We start from the raw sequence: 22027 nt of genomic DNA on the forward strand, positions 1-22027 counted from the left end.
AAATACATGAGAAACGGAACGTCGCTGAGCTCTTTCTTAGTACTCCTTTTTATGGCCGCTTTAAGCCATGCCGCCCCTAATTCTTTGACCTATCAGGGAAGGATTATCAAATCCGATGGGACCGCACTGGAGTACGCTCACGTCAGCTTCCTGTTTGAAATCACCAACCCTACCGGAACTTGTGTCATCTATCGCGAACAAGTCGATGATGTGAACATGCTGAACTCTAAAGGTGTGTTTGATGTTCCGATCGGTTCAGGGACGAAACTGTTCCCCGCTTCTCCGACCTTTAAAATGTTAGATTCTTTCAAGAACTCTTTGGCGCACAACTGTTCGGGTGGTTCCACTTATACAGCTGCTTCCGGCGATACGAGACTTTTGAAAGTTCAATTCCATGACGGTGTTGGCTGGAAGGTCATCTCCCCGTCCAATGAAATCCGTTCGGTTCCTTTTTCTGCCTATGCTCTTTCGGCTGAATCCCTGGGCGATAAGATTGTCGATGACTTCCTTCTGAAAGCCGGCCTGCCGACGTGTGCTGGTGGAACCTTCCTGACCTGGAATGGAACTGCGCTCACGTGTGCCGGGATTAGCGGCGCCAATGGCGGTACAGTGACGGATGTCACTTCTTCCAATTCTTATATTACGATTGTTAACGGCACTTCCACCCCGGCGCTGACCTTGAATGTGGGGACTTCCGCTGGCACAGTGGCTGCCGGAAATGATGCCCGCTTCAGTGATGCTCGTGTTCCAACGGGCGCAGCGGCGGGCGATCTGGATGGAACTTATCCGAATCCTTCTGTCGCAAAACTTCAGGGCACGGCTGTTTCCAATGCGGCTCCGGCCAATGGAAACTTCCTGAAATTCAATGGCACGGCGTGGACACCTTCGGCCATTGCACAAAGCGATGTCTCGGGTCTGTCGGCGACATTAAGTTCTTATATGACAGATGCGGAGTTCAGCGCGGCGGTCGCCAATGCCGGCTGTGCGGCGCATGAAACGATGTACTGGAACGCGGTGGCCGGCTTTTCCTGTCAGGCCATCAATGTTTCTTTGGCCGGTGACGTTGGAGGCACGATCGGTGCTTCTTCAGTCAATAAAATCAAAGGTGTGACTGTTGATACCACGGGTCTGGTTGCTGGTCAGGTTTTGAAGTACGACGGCACCAAGTGAATAAAATCAAAGGTGTGACTGTTGATACCACGGGTCTGGTTGCTGGTCAGGTTTTGAAGTACGACGGCACCAAGTGGGCTCCCGCAGCCGACAATGATGCCAACTCTGGCGGGACTGTTACAAATATTGCGACGGGCACCGGTTTGTCTGGTGGTCCGATCACTTCCACCGGAACTATTTCTTTGGCGAACACAGCGGTAACTCCGGCAGCTTAACCGGTTTGTCTGGTGGTCCGATCACTTCCACCGGAACTATTTCTTTGGCGAACACAGCGGTAACTCCGGCAGCTTACGGCTCCACTACCTCCGTGGGCACCTTCACCGTGGATGCTCAAGGGCGTCTGACCGCGGCTTCAAATGCGGCGATTGCCTTCCCAGTTACGACCGTGGCTGGCAGAACTGGTGCTGTGGTACTGGATGCCGCCGATATCACCAGCGGCGCTGGCAAATATCTGACTTATCGTCCGAACAACACTGCCTGTGCTGACGGGCAGGTGTTGAAATGGGTTACTGCAAACAGTCGTTGGGAGTGTGCGAACGATACGGATACCGACACGTCTTCCGGCGGTACAGTGACGAACATCGCGACCGGCACTGGTTTGTCAGGTGGCCCAATCACAAGTACAGGTACAATTTCCTTGGCAAACACGACGGTGACTCCGGCGGTATATGGTTCCACCACAGCGGTGGGCACTTTCACTGTCGATGCCCAAGGTCGTCTGACAGCCGCTTCGAATGCGGCCATCGCTTTTCCTGTAACAACAGTTGCTGGTCGCACGGGTGCCGTGACTTTGGATGTGGGTGACGTCGGCAATGGTGCTGGTAAATACTTTGTCTATCGTCCGAACAACACGGCTTGTACGGATGGCCAGGTGTTGAAATGGGTTGCTGCTAACAATCGTTGGGAGTGCGGTACTGACACTGACACTTCTTCGGGTGGTACTGTAACCAACATCGCAACGGGCACGGGTCTTACTGGTGGTCCGATCACTTCCACCGGCACTATTGCTTTAGCTAATACCGCTGTAACAGCGGGTTCTTACACTCGCGCTTCCATCACTGTGGATGCTCAAGGTCGTCTGACGGCGGCATCCAGTGGTGCGGCGATCAATCTGGCTTCTGATGTGACTGGAACTTTGCCAATTGCAAATGGTGGTACCGGAGCAACAACAGCGATTGCGGCCTTCAATGGTCTTTCCCCGCTAACAACCAAAGGGGATGTTCTTACCAATGACGGCACCAACGACGTTCGCCTGCCTGCAGGGACGAACGGTCAGGTGCTGACGGCGGACTCGGCTCAAGCTTCGGGTTTGAGATGGACTACTCCGACTGTGGGTACTGTGACCAGTGTCACGGGCACCGCTCCGGTTCAAGTTGCAACGGGCACAACGACACCTGTCATCTCTGTGGATCCGGCAACAACCGGCGCTCGTGGGGTTGTTCAAGTGGGTTCTGGTATCGCGGTTTCTTCAGGCACAATCAGTGCGGATCCGGCGAACTTCCCTTCTGCGGTTCCTGTCACTAAAGGTGGTACGGGAGCAACATCACTGACTGCTGATCGTCTGCTGGTCTCCAATGGCACGGGATCTGCGGTGATTCCATTTACCTGTGCTGTCGGCCAGACAATTACATTCAATGCTTCGGGCGTGATGGGTTGCACAAGCTATTCGGCCACGTCTCTATTCTCAAATGGCGGCAACAGCTTTGGCGCTGCGGCGACTTTGGGTACAAACGACAACTATGAATTGAACTTTGAAACTAACGGCTCCCCGCGCATGACTATTTCCAATGGTGGTGCTGTCGGTATCGGGACCACGTCTCCAAGCTACAGCCTTGATGTTCAAAGCGCCGATGCATTCCAGGCACGCCTGTGGCATTCATCCAACAATCAGTATGATGGTGCGGCTTTAATGATGACTCGTACTCGCGGCACTCTGGCTTCCAATTCGGCAGTTACTTCCGGCGATACTCTGGGTGGATTCTACTTCCGCGCTCACGACGGCACCAGCACAGGCACAACGAACTCCGCCATCGAAGTCAGTGCAGGTCAGAATCACACGACCTCGACTCGCGGCTCAACAATGACTTTTGAAACCACCATCAACGGCGCAGCTTCCCGCTCTGAACGAATGCGTCTTCATTCCAATGGGAATGTGGGGATTGGACAGACCAGCCCAAGCTACAAGCTGCATGTGGGCAACAACTCTGACGCCACAAACGGAATTGCCGTCAGCGGTTCTTCTGTAACTTCCCTGGATCTTTTGAACTCAAGCTTCGGTGGTCTGTGGCTTGGTGTGAACTTCTCCGGAGCTACTGTCAACGGTATCCCGGCAAACGGGATGGGTATGTCTGTTGGAAACAGCACTATCATCTTTGCCACAGGAAGCACACGCACAGAACGCATGCGCATCAACAACGTCGGTAACATCGGTATTGGTGTGACAAATCCCGCGCAGAAACTGGATCTTTCCGGCGGCGCCATTCGTGCTGGTACTGCCTCCTCCGTTTCCAGCAGTTTACTGCTCGTAGACAACTACTCTAATGGCAATATAACCAACATCGGTACGGAATACTCCAGCGGTGCCCCATCAATTGGTTATGGTGTCTATCCTGCTGGCTCCCTCGGAAGCTTCCTCTCTTCGTCGAGCACAGCTGGTTTGGCTCGCGCGGCGATCAATGTCGGTGGTACTGACGGCATTCGCTTCTACAGTTCCGACGTGCAAACCGTAACTGCGGCAAGCGCCGTCACCGTGTCCGAACGCATGCGTATTGCGAACAACGGAAATGTGGGCATCGGTACCAACAATCCAAGCTATCCTTTGCACGTCAGTGGTACAGGTTATATCCATGATGGTTCTTCTTACCTAGAGTTCTTGTCACGTTCAGACTCGGCTCTGAATGTGAATAACAACCACGCCACCAAGCGTGGATTGACGATTCACCACACCAACAGTGCTTCTCACATCGCGCAGTTCTACCACTGCCCGAGCGGCTCGTGCACCCAGAAGTTTTATATCGATTATAACGGCAACATGTGGATCGCTGGAAATTTGACAGAAGCTTCCGATGCACGCCTGAAACGTGACATCCAGATTCTGCCAGACAGTCTGCAAAAGGTCCTGGGTCTGACCGGATACACCTACTACTGGAAAAATCCGGAAAACAAAGAAAAACAAATTGGTTTGATCGCGCAGGAAGTGGAAAAGGTATTCCCTGAAGCCGTTCGTACCGACAAAGATGGATCCAAATCAGTGGCCTACCAAAAACTGGTGGCACCACTGATCAATTCCATCAAAGAACTTTATCAGATCGTGATTTCTGAAAACAAAAAGCAGGATCGTGAGATTGCCTCACTCAAAGAAAACAACGCCGTTCTGGTTCACAAGGTTCAGTCATTGGAACAGCAGAATCAGGCCTTGAAAGACGCCATCTGCGAAGTGAATCCGAAAGCCAAAGTCTGCCGCAAATAGCCGCGCAGGAGCCCCGCAAAGGCTCCTGTTAAGTCCTTAAACACCGAAAACTCTGTTAAAAAGCCCCTGCTTTCAATTCAGCATGGCCATCGTTTTGCTCTGTAAGTGGCCATGCGTCGCTATTTAGGATTCCTATTCAGTCTGCTCGTGCTTTCCCCTGCTATCGCCGGGGCGGCCACCGACGTTTGCGCAAAACCATTTGTCTCAATTCGAGACATTCAGGATGAAGAGATTCTGCATCCCCAGCTGACCGGCATGCTCTATCAGCGATCCTTCCTGAAACTGGCCCAGCGCTTGAGCCTTGAGAACCTGAACACCGTGGAAGCCTATGCCCACACCCTTTCTTTGCGCTTAACCAAAGAACAAACCGAAAGCTTCAAAGCCGAATACACTCGCTTTGCTCAGTTAGAATCCTATGAGGCTTTCCTGCAAATCATCAAAAAAGCCGACTACTGGAAATCAAATCTGCGTCTGCCGAACTCTTATGTTGCATTGGTTGCCGCATTGGCCCGCCATATGGGAGAAATCCATTTAAATACGGCCGAAGTCGAAGCCTTGTGGCTAAGCCAGAACTGGCCCGCCCAGGACAACCTGTCCCTGACTCGCCAATTGGCGCAACTGGCAGGAGCCCTGGACAAACGCCGTCATCTGACCGTGGCAGAATATACTGTGTCCCTACGCTCCCTTGGAAAAGACTGCGCCAACATCACCGAGGCCTCTCTGCAAAAAAAACTGCGCGAAGACTTCTGGCTGACACTTAGGAACAAACAGGCAGTTCGCGCTGCCGGTGCAAAAATACTGCTGAATCAACAGACTCTGGCTGAACTTCCCGCTTTACGCCTGCCGGACCAGAAACTGCGTTTGGGAGTTGCCCATGCAGTACCTTTGAAATCCTATGCCAACGAAGACTTCCGAACTTACATCGGCAAAAGACACGACATCAACCGCAAGGACAATCTGGAAGTAATTCGTTTCTTCCACACTGAATATGGCGATGCTCCATTTGCAGTTGTGAACAAGAAAGAAAAGCTCATCCAGTTCTTCCGCGCCGACGGACAGGAATTGTCCCGCAATATCATCGAGACCTACCCTGGGGATGAGCTAAACTCGGGTGGCGCTGGCATCTACAACTTCAGCTCCCAACAGGACGGATTCGTCTTCCTGCAGGCAGAACGCGACCTGCAGATCCGCGCAGCCTTTAAAACCAATGCCTCGCTTTCCCGCGACATGGTGGTGTATGTACTGCCTGAAACAGCAGACCATCACTTCCGCATTCGCAATCACCGTCTGACATTTGGGGCAGCCAAGGTCTTCCGCAACCGCATGGCCTATAACTACAGCCCGATGAACCGCGCTTTTAAAACAGTTCAAATTAAAGTGGATCTGAAAGACAGCTTTGCTCAAAGCTATGCCCAGGCCCTGCAAGACGAAAAAGCCACGCTGATGAATTTGCTAAGCATTGAAGATGACGAATACAATATGCTGGCGGAATTTGCCTTCGGGGTGATGTCACCAGAAACCAATTTTGGAAAAAACTGGAAGTACCGTTTGAAGGAACTGGCCCCGGTGGCCATTGCCCTGCTTAAAGGAAACGGTCTGGATACGGATGAAAACAGCCGTGGTCCGACACAGATCAAACGCATCCCGCAGGTCATCATTGAAAAATACAAAATGGAAAAAAGTGATTTGAAAGATCCAAAGTCAGCGGCCATTGCAACCCTGGCCTTCAGTGCGGATCTGTTAAAAGACCTCAGAAACGTATCCTGGCAGCACCCATCCATTGTGGAGGAAAACCTGCAGGACTATCTGTATTACCTTTATCAGGGGCGCCGCTGGGAAATACGCGACGCCACTGCAACACCAGACAAGAACGCCTCGATCAAAAAGATCAAACAGGCCGTCTTGCTGATGACAATCCAGAACAATTAGTTAGCCGGGCAGGAAACGGTCAGGCGGTCACTGCCTTTTTTCAAAGAAAGGTCCAGATTCCCCTCTACAATCGTGCTTGCAGAGCTGTCACCCTTTGAGATTGTACCGATATAGCGGCCATCCACCAAAACCACGGACACATTGAAGCCGCTTTCTTGAGTGCGCAATACATAAGCCGCCAGATCCGTGTTTTCTTTTACTTCCAAAACCAGCTCTTCGGCGCGCAGGGTGTTGGTGGTTTCAAGCAGGCAGCTTGGAGCCGCAAAAGACACTGAAGAAGACAAGATCACCAACAAGGACAGAATAGCTTTAGTCATAAGAACCTCTCTTGAAGCCCCTTATAATGCACAAGCGTCACAATCGAAATTGAATATAATAAGATATTGTTATTATGTCAGAACCCAATATTTATCATTTGAAGTATTTTTCAAAAGCTGCAGAGTTGCAAAGCCTGGCCGCTGCTGCCAAAGCCCTGAACGTCAGTCAGCCGGCCATCAGCCAGGCTATACGCAAGCTCGAGGACACTTTGGGATGTGAGCTTCTTCTGCACACCAAGAACCGCTTCAAACTGACCGAAGAAGGCCGCCTTTTGCTGGAAAAATCCCGGGGAATTCTTGCCCAGCTCGAGGATTTGAAAGCCGAACTCAAGGGTCGATCTGAAATTGTTACAGGCTCTTTGAGTATAGCGACCTCCAGCGCCGTGGCCCACTATCTGCTGCCCGCCCGCCTGAAAGACTTTATGAAGGCCCATGGCGAAGTTCAGCCCGAACTTCACTTTGGTTCCGTTCCCGAAATCGCCGAACTGGTTCGCAGTGGCAAAGCGGACTTCGGAATCATCATCGAAGAAAACCGTCTGCCGGGATTTGAACACCGCCTGCTGGGCGAGGGTGGGTTCACCTGTGTGATCCGCACGGGTTCACAATGGCCCGCAGCCCCACGCTTTTTGGCGACCCAGGAAAGCCCCGGATGGACCGAACTGCAAAAAGCCTGGCGTCGGCATACCGGGACGGATGCCCGTGCGGCTCTCACGGTTGAAAACTGGGAGGTTATCAGTCAGATGAGTCTTTTGGGGATGGGAGTGGGCTTTGTTCCGGACTTTATCGCTGAAAACCAAAGCGGCCTTAAAGCCGCCGAGGAACAAAACCACTGGGCCAGTAAGATCCGCTACAAGATTTATCTGATTCACCTAGGCGAGCACCAATTGGCAAAACCCGCCCGGCTTTTTGTGAAGTCCTTGGGACAACAAGGTTTCTAGAAAAAAAAGACCCCAAAATCTAAGACCGGCTTTACTACCAGTTGTGATTTTGGGGTCGACTTAAAAACTTTTGCGAGAAAAGTCTTATTGCTTCACTTCAGACGGAATCACAATGCGAGCGCCCACAACCAGGGAGGCCGGGTTGCGGATTTTATTGCGCTCCGTAAGGTCAGAAACAGCCACATTGTACTTCGCGGCAATCACAGAAAGGTTTTCACCTCTGCGAACCACGTGAACTTTAGATTTCGTTTTTTTGCTTTGAGCAACTTCTGTAGCCACTTCACGAGCAGAAGAACTGCCCGGTGTTGGAACTTTCAGCTTCATGCCCACTTTCAGTGTACGACCACGCTTGATGTTGTTCATACGCTGAAGTTCAGAAACGCTGGTGGCATACTTGCGCGCAATCGTGAACAAAGAGTCCCCGGATTGAACGATGTAGTAACGACCGTCACTGCTGATTGTCACCGTGTTCTTGGGAGCATCAGACTTCTTTGCCACCATAGAACGAGACTGGGAGCGATCCTTCAGCGGCGTGCGATCCGGAACCTGGATACGCATGCCAACTCTCAGCGGTTTGCGGCGAGGAAGATCATTCAGATCACGCAGGAACGCCACGGTCGTGCGATAGCGACGAGCCACCGTACTCAGAGTGTCGCCACGACGAATGCGGTAGGTCTGGGTGTCGCCAGTGTCTGCCACGAACTGCACGCGGGAAACAAAACTTTCTGTCGCAGCCACTTTGGACTGTTCTGCGGTGCCCGGAGGAATGCGCAGAATCAGGTCGCTGCCTTTCAGGATCGCCACTTCACCCTTGAACTTGGGATTCAACGCTTTGAAGTCCTCATAGTTCAGGTTCATTTTCTCGGCCATCTGACGCAAGTTCACTGGCTGGGAAACGGTGATGTGATCGAACTCAATCGGTGGAAGATAATCGATGTCATCAAATCCGTACTTCGCCGGATCTTTACCGATCATTTTAGCCGCGATGAATTTTGGCACGTAGTTGATGGTTTCTGCTGGCAGACGTTTTTTACGAGCCAGCTCCCAGAAGTCACGGGTGTAGTGATTCATCACTTCACGCTTCACGCGATTTTCACCCACGTTGTAGGAAGCCATCGCCAGATACCAAGAACCAAACACGCTATAAAGACCTTTGAAGTACTCGGCCGCAGCCTGAGTTGCAAAGACCGGGTCACGACGTTCATCCACGAAGGCGTTGATGTCCAGACCATAACGTTTGCCCGTACCACGGATGAACTGCCAGTACCCCACCGCCGAAGCGTGAGAGGTCGCGCGCGAGCTGAATCCGGATTCGATCAAAGCGATGTAAAACAGATCTTCAGGAAGTCCATTGTCACGCAAAACCTTCTTCATCAGTTTTTCGTAACGAGTGGAACGAGCCAGATAACGTTCCATGTGCGGGCGACCGCGACCCTGGAAGTAGGCAATCCATTTTTCAACTAGGGGGTTAACTTCAGTAGGGATGGATTCCAATTCCTGATCCACCACCTTGGGGCCTTCGGGGTCAGACAAACGGAACGAGCCAATGTCCTTCAAATCCCCTTCACTGTTGGTCGCTGTTCTGCCAGCTTTCGTGCCCAAATCCTTATGAGCACAACCTGACACAAAGGCCAGGACCAAACTCAATGTTAAAAGTCTCCTCATGAGTCCTCCGACTGAGTTTTCAGGCTACAAAACTCAGAGGGATTTTTCAATCAAACATCGCCCTTATTTTGCCTTTTTGTTGAGCAAATCCTGCCATAAGACGGGATTTACCTCGTAATTGCCCTTCTCTGACAGTCGATACAGCAGGACGTTGCGAAGAATGGCCTTCACGTAAAAGCTTGTTTCCGTCCAGGGAAGCTCATCAAACCACAGTTCATCCACTGGTGCGGAGCTGGGTTTGGCAAGTAGTTCGCTGACCTCAGCTCTTGCATCGATCCACAGCTTCATGCGATAGGGTCCTGCGTTATAAGCCGCCAGAGCGAAAGGAACGCTTCCCTGGAACTGGTCTAACATCTGGGAGACATAGTAAGACCCCATCGGGATGTTCACTTCGGGACGGAACATATCATCGGGAAGCTCCACCTTCATGCCCAGTTTCTTGGACACTTCTTGAGCGGTCGGCGGAATCATCTGCATCAGCCCCAGGGCATTTGAAGTGGACACCGCTTTCAGATTGAAGGCACTTTCCTGACGAGTCAGACTTTTAAACAAAACCGCGTCGACTCCGTAACGGTCCGCCTCAACCTGATACAAGCTGGCAAAGGCTTCAGGGTAGCCGATCTTCACAAACTGCTCGCGACGCAGACGCGGATCCGCTTCCAGGGCCTCATTGATCCAGCGAATGGCGGTCACGTACTGATGACGCTCCACCAGCTTTTCTGCCAACTGAACTTTGAGCGTGGCATCTTTCAGGAATGGCACGGAAGACAATTCCTCCTGCGCCTCGCTCACCCAACCGGCCTCAGACAAAATCTTGAACCGGTGCCACGCACTTTTTTGTGCACCCACAACAAAGAATTCATTCCCCAATGCGGGTGCCTTGTCTTTGTTATCCGGCCAGGACAGTTTGCCCTTTTGTGATTCTGCGCGAAGACGAAGACCATAATAAGAAAACGGATAGCGCTCAATCAGATCGGCCGCCGCTTGCGTTGCCCGCTCGGACTTGCTTTCCTGCAAAGAGCGCACAAGCCAGTACTGCCCATTCAGATCATAGCGATCCCGTCCCTGCTGCAACAGACGCTCCAGCAAGGCCGAAGAGCTTGTATAGTCCTGCTTGCGGAAATAAATCAGACTTGCGCGGAACAAGGCTTCGGCGGCTTCATCCGAACCCAGATGATAGGTGTAAAGCTTTTTATAAAGTTCCAAAGCCTTGTCGTACTGACCCAGGAAATGCGCGGAACGGCTGGCAATCCAAAGTGCCGAGGTCGTGGAAGGCGCCTGGGGACTCTTATCCAAAGCCTTCATCGCCAACGACAGAGAACCGGAATAATCCGCCCGACGATGCATGTTGTGCGCCCACTCCATTAACCGTGTGGTGTCAGCTTCTTCCATTTCATTCAAAGCTTTGACCTTGACCAGTTTTTCGCTCAGGGAATTGTAAATTTCCAGCGGCTTGTCTTTCAGGCGACGGGCGGCGCGACTGCCCGGGTATTCGTTCAGAATCTGCACGCTGTCTTTAAGAGCGGCGATCGGATCGTTCTGCTTTTGCGCAAGCTTGATGCGCTCTTCAATCTTCGCCTCATCTCCCGCCATTTCTGGCGCGGCGGTCGCGGTTTTTGCCGGAGGCATCACCGTTGTTTTGGTCTTCGCGATGAAATCCAGTTTTTCCTGAAGATATTTGGAGTCTTTCTGATCCTGTGCCTGTTCAAAGAAGAACTGCGCTTCGTTGTAGTTGTTATCAAGCATCGCCAGATCACCCAGCAACTGATAAGCCTTGGATTTCTGTTCACGATTCAGCACAGCCGCGCCGGACAACAAGGCATCAATACCGACAGCCGCCTTTTTGTTCTTGCGGGTCACCTGATCTTCCAGTTGCACCATCTTAAAATCCAGATAGTACTTTTCAAGATTTGCAGACCACGGTCCATTGCGGAAAAGATCCTTGTGCGACTCCATCGTGGTCAAGGCACGATCCACGGCCGCGCGGTCCTTCACTTTCTTCTGGGACTCATCCAGGCAGTGCAGCCAGGTTACCCCTACCCAGCCACGCAGGTCTTTGTTGGCTGTGAAAACCTGAGGCGCCAAACGCGCGCACTCGGCCCACTTCAAATGAATTTCATAATCCTTCAACTGAGACAAGGGCGAAAGCTTTGCTGTTTTTTTGGTGTCGGCAATGCGGTAAAGATCCACCACCGGAGCTTTCGGCAGTTCTTTTTTTACATCCACCTTTTGCACCTGGGCAAAAGCAACACTTCCCACAAGAAGGCCACCGGCCATGATCATATTCTTCACGGAGACTCCTCCAACTCAGGCCCCACGATGTGCTTGGGCCCCTTGTAATCACTCAAATCAAAATCAGCCTTGCGCAGGTAAATCAAAGAAGGCTCCCGCGACTGACGGAAGACCACTTCCAGCTTCCAGTACGGCTCATTCAGCAGACGCTCAACATATTCGCCCACATTGTAATCACAGAAATAGACGGATGCGTCTTCCAGAATGCGCTTGCTGCAAAGCTCATAAGAAAGATTATTTGAATAACGCAGAAGCCACGGCCATGGCCACTGTTCTTTCATGCCGACTTGCATTCTTTGTTGGGCCAACGAAGGTTTTTTCAGGATGTTTCCGGTGATCAGGTCTGAAACCTGCACCAGCTCATAGGTGGAATTGACATAAACATAAGGATGCGTCAAATCGATCGGTCTTTGGTACACAGATATCCAGGCACTGCGAAGTCCCAGGGCCGCCAAAATCAAAGCCACCCCGGCCAGCACGTGACGCCCCAGAAAGCGGGATTCGAAAGCATTCACCAGGGTCATGGCCAGCACAAAGTAAAAGCCCCACACCAGCGACAGCACACACCACACGGTCTTGTAGGGAATCAGCGAATACACCGCCAGTTGCACCAACGAAAACACACTGACCGCACGCAGCTCTTTGCGTTTAGAGAAAACACCGGCAACCGCGAGCGCGCCTCCGAACAAAACCAAAGGCTCGGCCGTGTACAGCACCTGCACCCAGTACCACACGCTCTTTTCATGACCGTGCCCATGCACTCCGGTTTTCAGCCACGGCAGCACGGCTTTAAAGAAATCAACAATGCCCGAAAGATTCTGGTAAAAGCCGGTGAACAACTGCAGGAAGATCAAAAGCAGCAACACCGTCAGCACAGTCAACCGACCGCTCCACGCCAGACGGATGGTTTCCGGGGAAAACATCGTGCGAAGATGACTCCAGCCCAGAATCAAAAAAGCGACCACCCACGCAAACATCGTGATCACGAAGGTTTCTTTCAACGCCATCATGCCCCACAACCCGATCAGAAAAAGCCCCAAAGCTTTTTCATCCTGACGGCCGATCCAGCGCAAAATTCCCATCCCTGCCACCAGTTGGAAGAACACAAACGGCATTTCGTGGATCCCGGACCGGCCGAAAAAGATAAACGCCGGACTGATCAGCACCAGCACCGCCATCACCATGTTCACCGCCTTGGGACGAAGAGCCCCCCAGGCCAGGATAACCACACTGAGCACACTGAACATGGCTGGCACCGTCCGCAGGGTTTCAAGACTGCGGCCCCACAGGGTTTCAAAGCCCTGCAGCAAATAAAAATACATCGGTCCATGATAGTTATTCGGATCGTATTTGTAGTATCCCAGCTTTGACATCTGCATCACGAACCAGCCGTTGATGCTTTCATCAAAGTGAATGGGTTTATTGGTCAAAAGAGCAAAACGGCTGATCAGAGCCAGCAGGAAAAGCCCCGCCCAGAAAGCCGCATGAGAGAAGTTCGTGACCTTGAAAGATTTCATTGTTAACTATCGTAAAGATGGAATCTTCTGTGTCAACCCCGCACTGCTCACTGATTGTATATTTGGAACATCCTGAAATGCTTCCGGCCTACCTGCGTGACTTGCGCGGTTTTTTTGCCAAGTTTCCATTAAACTATGAAGTGGTCGTTGTGGCAGAAAAAGGCTGCGCGGTGCCCCCAACCGAAGGCCCCGTGCGCGTTCTGCAAAATTCCAAGAAGCTGGGCCGTGCGGCCAGTTTGTGGCGGGGCCTGCAAAGCAGCCAAGCCCCTTTTTCAGCCATCACCTCTGTCGACATGAACACCCCTCTGGGCGACTACTTCAAACTGCTGCAAAATCTGATGACCGAAGAAAATTTCGAACTTTGCTGGGGCGATCGCTACAAGAAAAAAGACAGTCCCTTCCTGAAAGGACCTCACCCCCGTCAGCAGATGGAGGACGGATTCAACCGCATTTTGCGTGAAAAATTCCCGCAGGGCCCGAACGATCCTTTAAGCGAAATTCTGCTGTTCAAGAAAACTGCCATTGAAAAACTGGCCGCCGAACCTCGTAAATTCACGGGTTGGTATCTGGGACCACAACTGCTGGGGGGACTTCGTCGTCAGCAGCTTCGTGTTTTGGAAATTCCGGTATTTGAATCAGGACAGACGCTGCCAGGGTTCTCACTTTGGAGACAGCGCTGGAACCTTTTCATTGAGTGTGCCTTCAAGACCTCTTAAGGCCTCGTGCAGATAGTAATCCAGCCAGCGCGTTCCACCGACTGGCAAGGACTGACGGTGCAGGTAGCCCATGTGGCCACCGCGCTTTTCAATATGCAACTGTACATGTTTGGAAAAAGGCGCGCGCAGGTAATCACCGACATCCACAAACGGATCATCCGCAGAAGTCAGGGTGTAGGTCGGCACATCAATGCCTGAAACATACTGAATCGATGAACAGCGCTGATAATAGTCCTCGCGACTGGCAAAGCCCGACGCCGGAGCCGTGTAAATCTGATCCATATCCCACACCGTGGCCCACTTGGGAATTTCATATTTTTCTGTGATCAAACCCAGGCGGTGTTTTTCTTCCACCAGCTTGCGCAGGCGCAAAACAAAACGCATGTCATAAACGCGATTAAAGCCCGACTTCAAAAGCAAAGAACCGGATTGCAGGTTTAACGGTGCATTGACGGTGATCGCTCCATCAGGCTTGTTCTTGCCGCCATATCCACCGAGCAGGCACAGCATGATATTGCCGCTCAGGGAATATCCGACCGATATGTGCTTTTTATGGGGGAACATCTGACGAAGCTGACCCAGCACCACAGACACATCCTCGGCGCTGCCGGAATGATAAGGGCGCTTGGCGAAGGGCGCGCCCTCACCGGCACCGCGATGGTTTACCAGAACCACCGTATGTCCCAGTTGCTGACAGATCAGCGCGGTTCTTTGCATATAGTCCGAAGTGACATCCCCGGAAAGACCATGAAAAAGACTGACCACCAGATTGGTGTGTCCCTCGATCCAGGAACAAAAAAGTCGATCCCCGTCAGGAAGATCGACTTCAAATTTTTTACCGAAATGCGAAAGCTCTGCGGACTTTAGAAAGTGAGCCCACAATGTCTGACCGTGACCGCTGTCGGCCCAAAAAGGCGCTGCACATGGAATCAGGTTCAGTCGTTGCAAGTCTACTCCTTACAGTAGTACTGCCCGTTCACGTACACATATCCGTCCGGGCGTCTGCCGCGGGGATCGTGGTGAAGCCAGTGAAGCAGTCCACCCTTGTTCGTCCAGATAAATTGCCCGCCCATGGCGATAACGTCGCCGACTTTCAAAGGCACACGCGGGCACATATCCAGATTATACACAGCCTGCATCAGCTCGCCATTGGAAAGACGAACCACCCATTTTTGATGCTCCAGCCCGCTGTTGTCGTCCGGCAGGACCTTCACGACTGTCAGGCTGCCACCTTCAACGAAGTCCTCGCGACGACGATCATTCACCGCGCGTACCAGATCGGAATCACTGGCAGTTTCATCCAAAGACGCGGACGGCTCGTAACTAGAGTCTTCGCTCTGGCGGTTTTGTTTTTGTTGTTTGTTCTGCTTCTGACGACCTTCAGAATCCCAGGATTCCTCACGATTGTTGCGGCGCTTGGCTTCAACTGTTTCAACGTGGGCGAAAACAACGGCGAAGGCGAAAAGATAAATGCTGACTTTAGTGATGAATTTCATAGCTCCCCCTGCTATGCGCGGGAGTTTGCTAAAATGTGCGGACAAAGACAACCACTAAAAAAGGGATGCCATTGAAACATCCCTTCGAAGATTCGTTTGAATCTGATCTGACAGAATCTGTAAATTTTACTTAAACTCCACGTTCTCGATAGTTACGAACTCTTCGCCGGCCGGCTTGACGATTCGTACTTCATCTCCCAATTTTTTTCCAAGAAGCGCACGCGCCACCGGGGACTTCCACGAGATCTTACCCACTTTCGGATCAAACTCATCTTCACCGACGATCTGATACACGACTTCATCACCCTCTTCATTGACCAACGTCACCGTGGCACTGAAAAGAACCGTGGTGCCTTTCATCTGTTTTGGATCGACAAGTTCGGCATCTTCAATTCGCTTTGTCAGAAAATGCACACGACGGTCGATTTCGCGCAATCGGCGTTTGCCATACTGGTAGTCCGCGTTTTCGGAGCGGTCCCCGTTGCTGGCGGCCCAGGCAACAACTTCCACCAATTTGGGGCGCTCGACGTGCATCAGCGCGTGATATTCCGCCTTCAATTTAGCCAGACCTTCGGGGGTGATGTAGTTCTTGTTGTTATCCATATGGCAAGACTCTAGACCATCTTCCAGAACCCTTCCAGCAAACTTTCCACAATTTCTTTACATCATCCTCGGACCTAGACTTTAGCTCCCTTTAATACTGAGACAATAACTCCGAAAAAAGTATGAGGAGGAATCGATGAAAAAACAGTGGAAACGTCTGCTTATCGCTGCATTAAGCTCGTCGTCCGTTTTTGCTGCAACGTGGTTCTGGTATCAGTCCACGGCTGACACACGGTCCTCCAATTCCAATGAAAAACCGCTGGCCTACGTCGGAAAAGTTGTTGAAGACATTCAACGCCGTCCCGCTTCACGTCTGTTGTGGCAGCTCGTCAATTCGGGTGAGCCCCTGTACAACGGCGAAGCGATTCGCACCAGTGAACGCGGTGAAGTGCGCATTCAGTTTGTGGATTCAGATCGTTATCTGGATCTGGAACCGGAATCCCTGATCGTGATCAAAAAATCCGAAGGCGAAATCGCTTTGGATTTGATGGAAGGTAGTTTGTTCGTTAACGCCAAGACCGGAACCGCGGAAGGTAACGCTCCCGGCCTGGTGCTTAACTCTGCCAACGGTAAAGTCGATCTGTCTCAGGCTTCCGCTAGTCTTTCCAAGGGCCGCGGCGATTCCGTCGATGTTCAGGTCTTGGAAGGTAAGGCCTCCATCAAGAGATCTGACGGTCAAAGCAAAGATCTGACCACACGTGAAGAAGTCAAAATCCTGACTCCCCTGCCGCAAAAACCGGTGGCGATGGATGCGGAAAATCCTGAAGCCGTGCCATTCCAGTGGCAGGGCTTCCCGGCCAACTCCAACGTCACTTTGTGGGTTGGGCCCAGCCGAAAACAATTGAAACCGCTGATGAAGGCGGCTCCGAATGCAAATCAACTTATGGCTTCACTGCCCTTCGGTCGTCACTACTGGAAACTTGTAGCGACAAATCCGCAAGGGTCGGTGGCTGCCGAAAGTGCTATCTATAAAACAGAAATCCTGGCCCGCTATGCGCCCACGATGGTCTTCCCGACGGCGGATGCCGAAGTGCCAGCAGTGCAGACTCCTTATGATATGACCTTTAAATGGCAAAAGGGCGATGACACCCGACAAATGACCTTGGAACTGTGGGCGGATGAACAACTGAAAAATAAAATCTCCTCCAACACCTTCACCAAAGAAGAAAGCTTCACCGCTCCTGGCCTGAAAGGCGGCACCTATTTCTGGCGGATGACCACTTATTTTGTCGACACTGAAAAACCGGCTCTGGGGAAGGTACAAAAATTCACCATCAAACCGGCCAATCAGGTTCAGGCCAAAGTTGAATTCGTTCCCGTGCAAATCAACTTCACCATGCCTGAAAAAGACATGGTTCAGTACTACGTTGAAAAGCCCCGCCTGGGTCTTTCCTGGAAAGCGGACAAGGCCGAGAATGTCTCTGCATGGCGCGTGAAATATCACACCGAAGAAGAAGACCCCGCCCTGGCTCAAAGCTTTGACGTCAAAGAAGTTCAAAACACTCAGGTGCAGGCGCCCGTGGCCCGTCCGGGTCGCTACATTGCTTCTATCGAGGCACTGAATAAGGACGGAAAGGTTCTGGGCACAACAAGTTCCCAGATTCTGACAGTCAGTCCCCTGCCTTTGCTGGAAGCTCCAAGCTTCACACCCGCCGAAGGCACTTTGCAGGCTTCAATGGACGGTCGCACGCAGTTGACCTGGAATCCCGTGGAAGGTGCCAAAGAATACTGGCTGACCATTCGTAAGGATGGCAAGGAACTGAAACGCAGCAAATACATGCAAAACTCCACGGCATTAAAAAATCTTTTGCCGGGTGAATATGAAGTGGAACTGATCGCGGTGGACACCTATGGCAGAAACAGCCAGGCCGGTCCGGCCAGAAAACTGCTGGTACCGGACAAGTCCAATGTGCGAGCCCCTACTTTAAAGAAGATCAAGGTTAATTGATGAAGTTAGGCAGTGCGTTCATTTTATTAATGATCTCTTTCTGGACCTCGATGGTTCTGGCGGCGCCTTATCGCCGTTTGGTGAACTTCGAGTGGGAGGCCATTGAGAACGCCAAGTCCTATGAAATCGAACTGAAACAAGTCAAATCCAGCAAAGAAGAAGAAGCCAAAACCTTCACCTTCAAAGTGACCGAAGCCGCCTGGAATGGTCGACTGACACCGGGCAAGTACATGATGAAACTTCGTTCCCGGGACTATCGTGGTGTGCCGGGTGACTGGAGTGAGCCAAGTGAATTCAACGTCGGTCTTGAAACGGCCGTGCTGAAATTCCCAGGGGCCCGGGTGAAAATGGCGACGAAAGAAACCGACACCACGTCCCTTGAGTTCAAATGGGCTCCGGTCGGCGGCGCGGATCAGTATCATTTCGTGCTGACATCTGATGACGGCAAAACCCAGATCACGGAAACTTTGAAAGAGCCTTCTTTCAAAGTAAAAGTTCCGGTGGCTTCACACTATACGTGGAAAGTTTCATCCAGTAACAACGAAGGCATCACCAGTGATGCCACAGCCGTGGGGCAGTTCACCCTGCTGGGTAAACCAATTGAAAATCCGCGCATTGAAAAGCCGGAAAGCGATTTCGTGCGTGAACTAAAATGGTCCCGACCGGATCATGTTTCCAGCTATGACGTTTACCTGTTGAAATACAACACGGCCGATAAAAAATGGGAAAAGCTGAAAGTTTATGAAAACTACCAGCAAGACACCCTGCCATTTGATGACAATCTTCCCGGTGGTAAATACCAGGTGGTGGTCCGCGCAAAATCAGACCTGCGCCCGTCGGCCCCTCTTGCAAAACAATCCTTCTCGGTGCGCAGCGGGGATCGATCTCCAGCGGCGGAATACACGGCCTTGGTTCGTAAATCCATCGAACGCGTCACCGGCTGGTATGCAGTGGCAAGCTATCTGATCACTGAAATGTCCTATCAGGGTGTGAATCCGGAAAAGAACTCCTCTGTGGCTTACAAAGCCCTGGGCGGTACGGGCCGCCTGGGTGTGGGCTGGTTCAGTCCTCACACTCCTTGGGGTTTCCTGGGAATCATCGACATGAGCGGCTTCACCTTCAATGGCAAAACCCAGACATTCGCTTCGGCTGAAGCCAATGCGGTTTACAGAAAATCCCTGGGGGACCGTGGAGAAGTGCGTTTCCAGGCAGGTCCTTATTACAAGGAACTTCCTGAGACCGTGGGCGATCCTTTCTCGGGTTCATCCGAAGATCTGAAAATCAGCTCTGCCGGTCCGCATTTTGGTGCTGAATACTGGTATTCCCTGACGCCGAAACTGGGCATTCAGGTGAATGCGCATCTATATATGTCTTTGATGAAAATCAGCACACCCAATGGTGAGCCGATGGAACCCAAGATGTCGACTCAAATAGGCTTCCTGGGAAGTTATCGCTTCACGCCGCGATTTACAGGATTGATTGGTTATGCCATGCGTGAAGACAAGATGTCCTACAAGGCGAAAACCGGAACGGACAGCTTTGCCTCTGACGGAGATGTCAACGAGTTCACCATTATTGGTAACTATCTAAACGTTTTTGCCGAGTGGAGCTTCTGATCAGGAGAGAACTATGAGAATACCGATTTCGACAAAACTCATTACAGTCACAATCCTGATCCTGGTTGCCGCCACCGGGACCATCACCTGGATTTCGTCGTCTTACTTTGAGAAGAAAGCCGCAGAGCAGGTCGATATCGCGAACCTTGAATCTGCCGCAGCCAAAGCCAAAGAGATCGAAAACATCATCGCCAATCTGGTGGACAAAACCCGTGTCACCGCGTCCCTGCTGACCAAGGGCGCAAACTCTCAAGTACAAACCGGCGATGACTTTGACTTCAACTTTACCAAAGACAAAAACTTTATTTCTCTGGAAGTTCTGAAGCTGGACGGCACCAGTGTGGAAACCGTGGCCCGCAGGGTGAAAGAAGACCTGCTGAAACCCTATGGTCTTAACTCCACCTACATGATCCATGTGCGTTCATGGCAGAAATTCCCCATCCGCTCGGTGGCTCAAGGAAGCATTGAAATCAAAAATGCCACTTACCCGAAAGCTCCGGCGATGATCACAATTGGCATCCCGCTGATCCGCGATGAACAAGGTAAAATCACCCACGTGGCTCTGGCCGATGTGACTTTGGCACCGTTTGAAAAACCCTTCACGGACCCGTCTGAACGCACCCAGTACCTGATTGACCGTCAGGGAGAGCTTCTCGCCCACAAGGACGAACAAAAAGCCATGGCGCGATTGAACATGGCAAAGTATCCGATCGTGCAGAAGGCTCTGACACAAAAGTCACCACAGTTCCAAACCAAGTTCCTGAATCCTGACAACGACAAGGATTACTTCGGGGCTTCTGTAAAAACCTCTTACGGCGCCACGGTGATCTCCCAGACATCCGAAGAAACCATCCTGGAGGTTTCCCGCGAAGTAAAACGCCGGGCGATCTTCGTCGCCGGTTCCGCGATCTCGATGGCGATCTTCTTTATCTTCCTGTTCTCTATGACCCTGACCTCCCCGATTGAAAAACTGGCGGAGATGATCAATCTCGTGTCCAAGGGTAACTTCAATGTGAAGGCCCGTGCCCAGGTGAAATCCCATGACGAAGTGGGCGATCTGGCCGAGGCCTTTGATCACATGACCGAGGGTCTAAAAGAACGCGACAAGGTGAAAAGCCTGTTCTCGAAGTTCCACGGCTCTTCCGTTGCCGAGGACTTGATCAACAAGGACATCGGGGTTGGCGGTCAGACCAAAGACGTTGTTGTCTTCTTCTCGGATATTCGTGGTTTCACGGCGTTCTCGGAAAAACGATCTCCGGAAGAGGTCGTAGAGATGCTGAATGAATACTTTGGTGTGATGGTTAAAATCATCAACTCCCATGGCGGGGTTGTGGATAAATTCATCGGGGATGCGATCATGGCGGTCTGGGGTGCGCCGAAGAGCTCGGACAAAGACGCCCATCAGGCCGTGCGTGCGTGTCTTGAAATGCGCCGCGCTTTGGAAGGCCTGAATGAACGCCGTATTGCCCGCGAACAGCCGCCGATCAACATCGGTATGGGCCTGCACGCCGGAAAAGCAATTTCCGGAACGATCGGTTCAGATGAGCGCATGGAGTACACGGTGATCGGAAACACGGTGAATACGGCTTCGCGAATTGAAGCCTCCACCAAGGCTTTCGGTGCGGATCTGCTGATTTCAGACACCGTCATCGAAAAAATCGGTGAAGACTTCAAGACCGAACTTGCCGGTGCCGCCGAGGTCAAAGGACGCTCGGAGGCTTTGAAAATGTTCAAGGTTCGTGGTTATCGAGCGGAAGATGGCTCGATGGTGGAAGTGCGCACTGCCTATTCTGACTATGAAGCGGAAGCCGCTGACAAGGTCAAAATCAAAGACGCAGCTTAAGGCACGCTGGCGGGAGCGCGTGAAGTGCCTGCCGCCGCGACCTGCTTGCGGCTGAATTCTTCTGCCACAGCAACAGTCTGTCTATATTCCGGATATATAAAGGCTTCAGTGACGTGAACCTGCTTGGTGGGATCTTTTGGTCCCACGCTGGCGCAGGATACGACATTAATAAGCAACAGACACAAAAGCACTAGCTTTAGATTGATACGCATGATTCCCCCCGGAATCCACTACCCTTGCATTTCCCTTGCCGCCTTTAAAGCAACCTATTGCTTATCGCCGTTGATACCCTGGTCACTGTCTAAAAGCTGGTTGACGTTCCCCACCCCCTGTTAGCGGACTGTACACGCAATTCCCATGTTTAAACACTGGGCGGTTTTCAGGTTTATCCCAGACAAATCAAGCATTCACAGAGATTAAGGAACGGTAACGCCACCAAAACGTGAACAGCGCCCTTCACACGATTTCAATCACTTAAGTGCTGGCCTGACCGTTGCTTTAGGAAAAT

The 22027-nt window shown here is 51.7% G+C and carries 14 protein-coding genes and 1 pseudogene; 7 read left to right on the forward strand and 8 right to left on the reverse strand.

Annotated features, from left to right (window positions below; genetic code table 11):
- The first annotated feature begins 6 nt into the window (after window positions 1–6).
- Window positions 7–4639 (forward strand): annotated as a pseudogene (locus tag B9G79_RS13020) (tail fiber domain-containing protein).
- A 111-nt stretch (window positions 4640–4750) separates the two neighbouring features.
- Window positions 4751–6568 (forward strand): hypothetical protein, encoded by a 1818-nt coding sequence (locus B9G79_RS13025; RefSeq protein ID WP_088565893.1) that lies wholly within the window; start codon window positions 4751–4753, stop codon window positions 6566–6568.
- Here B9G79_RS13025 and B9G79_RS13030 read toward each other — a convergent pair.
- Window positions 6565–6885 carry a hypothetical protein gene (locus B9G79_RS13030; protein WP_088565894.1) on the reverse strand — a complete coding sequence of 107 codons (321 nt, stop codon included), beginning with the start codon at window positions 6883–6885 and terminating at the stop codon, window positions 6565–6567. The genes B9G79_RS13025 and B9G79_RS13030 overlap by 4 nt on opposite strands.
- A 74-nt stretch (window positions 6886–6959) precedes the next feature.
- On the opposite strand from B9G79_RS13030, the gene B9G79_RS13035 reads away from it, so the two are divergent.
- The gene (locus B9G79_RS13035) at window positions 6960–7823 is read left to right on the forward strand and encodes a LysR family transcriptional regulator (protein ID WP_088565895.1); all 864 of its coding nucleotides are present in this window, start codon (window positions 6960–6962) and stop codon (window positions 7821–7823) included.
- An 84-nt stretch (window positions 7824–7907) separates the two neighbouring features.
- Here the strand turns inward: B9G79_RS13035 and B9G79_RS13040 are convergent, their stop codons facing one another.
- The 3 genes from B9G79_RS13040 to B9G79_RS13050 all read right to left on the reverse strand — a co-directional run bounded on the left by B9G79_RS13040 (window position 7908) and on the right by B9G79_RS13050 (window position 13297).
- Window positions 7908–9488: a LysM peptidoglycan-binding domain-containing protein gene (locus B9G79_RS13040; protein WP_088565896.1), complete on the reverse strand. Its 1581-nt coding sequence runs from the start codon at window positions 9486–9488 to the stop codon at window positions 7908–7910.
- 63 nt (window positions 9489–9551) lie between these two features.
- Entirely contained in the window at window positions 9552–11771 is a 2220-nt protein-coding gene (locus B9G79_RS13045) for a transglycosylase SLT domain-containing protein (protein ID WP_088566889.1), read from the reverse strand.
- Between the two features lie 5 nt (window positions 11772–11776).
- Complete coding sequence (locus tag B9G79_RS13050; RefSeq protein ID WP_088565897.1) at window positions 11777–13297, reverse strand: flippase activity-associated protein Agl23; 1521 nt, start codon at window positions 13295–13297, stop codon at window positions 11777–11779.
- A gap of 62 nt (window positions 13298–13359) precedes the next feature.
- Between B9G79_RS13050 and B9G79_RS13055 the strand changes: the two genes are divergently transcribed.
- Window positions 13360–14013 (forward strand): hypothetical protein, encoded by a 654-nt coding sequence (locus B9G79_RS13055; RefSeq protein ID WP_198298012.1) that lies wholly within the window; start codon window positions 13360–13362, stop codon window positions 14011–14013.
- Here the strand turns inward: B9G79_RS13055 and B9G79_RS13060 are convergent.
- From B9G79_RS13060 to greB, 3 genes are all read right to left on the reverse strand, one after another.
- Entirely contained in the window at window positions 13957–14961 is a 1005-nt protein-coding gene (locus B9G79_RS13060; RefSeq protein WP_088565899.1) for a YheT family hydrolase, read from the reverse strand. The two genes, B9G79_RS13055 and B9G79_RS13060, sit on opposite strands and share 57 nt — an antisense overlap.
- A 2-nt stretch (window positions 14962–14963) precedes the next feature.
- Window positions 14964–15509: a DUF3465 domain-containing protein gene (locus B9G79_RS13065; RefSeq protein ID WP_088565900.1), complete on the reverse strand. Its 546-nt coding sequence runs from the start codon at window positions 15507–15509 to the stop codon at window positions 14964–14966.
- 126 nt (window positions 15510–15635) lie between these two features.
- The gene (greB, locus tag B9G79_RS13070) at window positions 15636–16112 is read right to left on the reverse strand and encodes a transcription elongation factor GreB (protein ID WP_088565901.1); all 477 of its coding nucleotides are present in this window, start codon (window positions 16110–16112) and stop codon (window positions 15636–15638) included.
- Window positions 16113–16248: 136 nt separating this feature from the next.
- On the opposite strand from greB, the gene B9G79_RS13075 reads away from it, so the two are divergent.
- The 3 genes from B9G79_RS13075 to B9G79_RS13085 are packed head-to-tail and all read left to right on the forward strand — an operon-like array spanning window position 16249 to window position 21519.
- Window positions 16249–18060, forward strand: a complete 1812-nt coding sequence (locus B9G79_RS13075; protein ID WP_088565902.1) for a hypothetical protein — start codon at window positions 16249–16251, stop codon at window positions 18058–18060.
- Window positions 18060–19676 (forward strand): fibronectin type III domain-containing protein, encoded by a 1617-nt coding sequence (locus tag B9G79_RS13080; protein ID WP_088565903.1) that lies wholly within the window; start codon window positions 18060–18062, stop codon window positions 19674–19676. Before B9G79_RS13075 ends, B9G79_RS13080 begins: the two co-directional genes overlap by 1 nt.
- A 13-nt stretch (window positions 19677–19689) precedes the next feature.
- Window positions 19690–21519: an adenylate/guanylate cyclase domain-containing protein gene (locus B9G79_RS13085; RefSeq protein WP_088565904.1), complete on the forward strand. Its 1830-nt coding sequence runs from the start codon at window positions 19690–19692 to the stop codon at window positions 21517–21519.
- Here the strand turns inward: B9G79_RS13085 and B9G79_RS13090 are convergent.
- Window positions 21516–21731, reverse strand: coding sequence for a hypothetical protein (locus B9G79_RS13090; protein WP_088565905.1), 216 nt, complete (start codon window positions 21729–21731; stop codon window positions 21516–21518). The genes B9G79_RS13085 and B9G79_RS13090 overlap by 4 nt on opposite strands.
- Window positions 21732–22027 lie beyond the last annotated feature (296 nt).

Origin of the sequence: Bdellovibrio bacteriovorus, from assembly GCF_002208115.1 — a bacterium.
Classification (GTDB): domain Bacteria; phylum Bdellovibrionota; class Bdellovibrionia; order Bdellovibrionales; family Bdellovibrionaceae; genus Bdellovibrio; species Bdellovibrio bacteriovorus_C.